Consider the following 1331-nt stretch of genomic DNA (forward strand, 5'->3'; position numbering starts at 1 on the left):
TCCGGCTCGGACACCCCAAGATCACACCGCAGACCAGCCGATCATTCGTGATCGACACGCCACTGCCGCCAAGATCACACTGACCCCGACACGAGGTCACGCTCAAGATCGGGCTGAATGCTTACGTGGCGATGACGCTGGAACCGCGGACGGAGTCGATCTTTCACGGCGACTCCTACGGGTACCGGCCGAAGCGTTCGGCATTGGATGCGGTGGCCCGATGCCGTCAGCGGTGCCAGAAGAAGAACTGGGTTCTGGACCTCGATGTTCAGAAGTTCTTCGATTCCGTGGATCACGACCTCATGGTCAAGGCGGTGGAGGCCAACACCGACCAACGTTGGGTGGTGCTGTACGTCAAGCGGTGGCTGACCGCGCCGCTGCAGTTACCCGACGGCACCCGTGTGGCGCGAGACCGAGGGACCCCGCAGGGGTCCGCGGTCTCGCCAGTGCTGGCCAACCTGTTCATGCATTACGCGTTCGACTTGTTCCTGGTTCGGGAGTTCCCGACCGTGGAGTTCGAGCGCTATGCAGACGACGCGGTGGTGCACTGCGCGACAGAACGGCAGGCACGTGAGGTGTGGGCCGCGCTCACCGACAGGATGGAACAGGTCGGGCTGCGGTTGCATCCCGACAAGACCAAGATCGTGTACTGCAAGGACGACAACCGACCGGGCTCGTTCGAGGCCACGTCGTTCACGTTCTTGGGGTACCGGTTCTGCCCCCGAACGGTCCGGAGCAGGCACGGGCGGTTGTTCACCGCGTTCGTGCCCGCGATCAGTCCGGAGGCCCTGAAGGTGATCAGCCGCGAGGTCCGCCGCTGGCGGATCCACGCACGAACCCGGCACGATCTGGCCGATCTCGCACAGTGGATCAACCCGATCGTACGGGGCTGGATGAACTACTACGGCCGGTTCTTCCGGTCGAAGCTGCATCCCCTCCTCAAGCGCATCAGCGGCTACCTGGTGCGCTGGGCTCGGAAGAAGTATCGGCGGCTGGCCTCGTTCAAGCGTGTCAAGAGATGGTGGGACCAGCTGGTGAGTAGGACCCGGTCTCTTCGTGCACTGGCAATGGACGGGCACGTTCGAATGGATCAGATGATAAGAGCGGTGTGAATCGAGAGATTCACGCAACGTTCTGTGGGAGCCCGGGGGTGAGATCCCCCCGGGCCACCCGACTGAAGAAAGCAAGAGACTCGGGTCGAGTGCAGGGCCCCGGCGTTCTGATCATTTAGGTGTTACGTCCGGTTTTTTCCGGTTGGCTCGCCCTGGTCAGTGCGGGAGACGAGGGGGCTGAGTTGCCAGGCGAGCGCGGCTCCTGATGATCTTTCAGGT

The 1331-nt window shown here is 62.7% G+C and carries 1 protein-coding gene; it reads left to right on the plus strand.

All coding sequences use genetic code 11. From position 1 onward, the window contains the following. Window positions 1-131 precede the first annotated feature (131 nt). Window positions 132-1112 (plus strand): reverse transcriptase domain-containing protein, encoded by a 981-nt coding sequence (locus KME75_RS41610; RefSeq protein WP_246633836.1) that lies wholly within the window; start codon window positions 132-134, stop codon window positions 1110-1112. Window positions 1113-1331 lie beyond the last annotated feature (219 nt).

Source organism: Pseudonocardia nigra, from assembly GCF_019396355.1.
In the GTDB taxonomy this organism is placed as follows: domain Bacteria; phylum Actinomycetota; class Actinomycetes; order Mycobacteriales; family Pseudonocardiaceae; genus Pseudonocardia; species Pseudonocardia nigra.

What these genes read in the sequence shown, in the direction of transcription:
- KME75_RS41610 (WP_246633836.1), top strand. Translation starts at nt 132, where the DNA reads ATGACGCTGGAACCGCGGACGGAGTCGATCTTTCACGGCGACTCCTAC.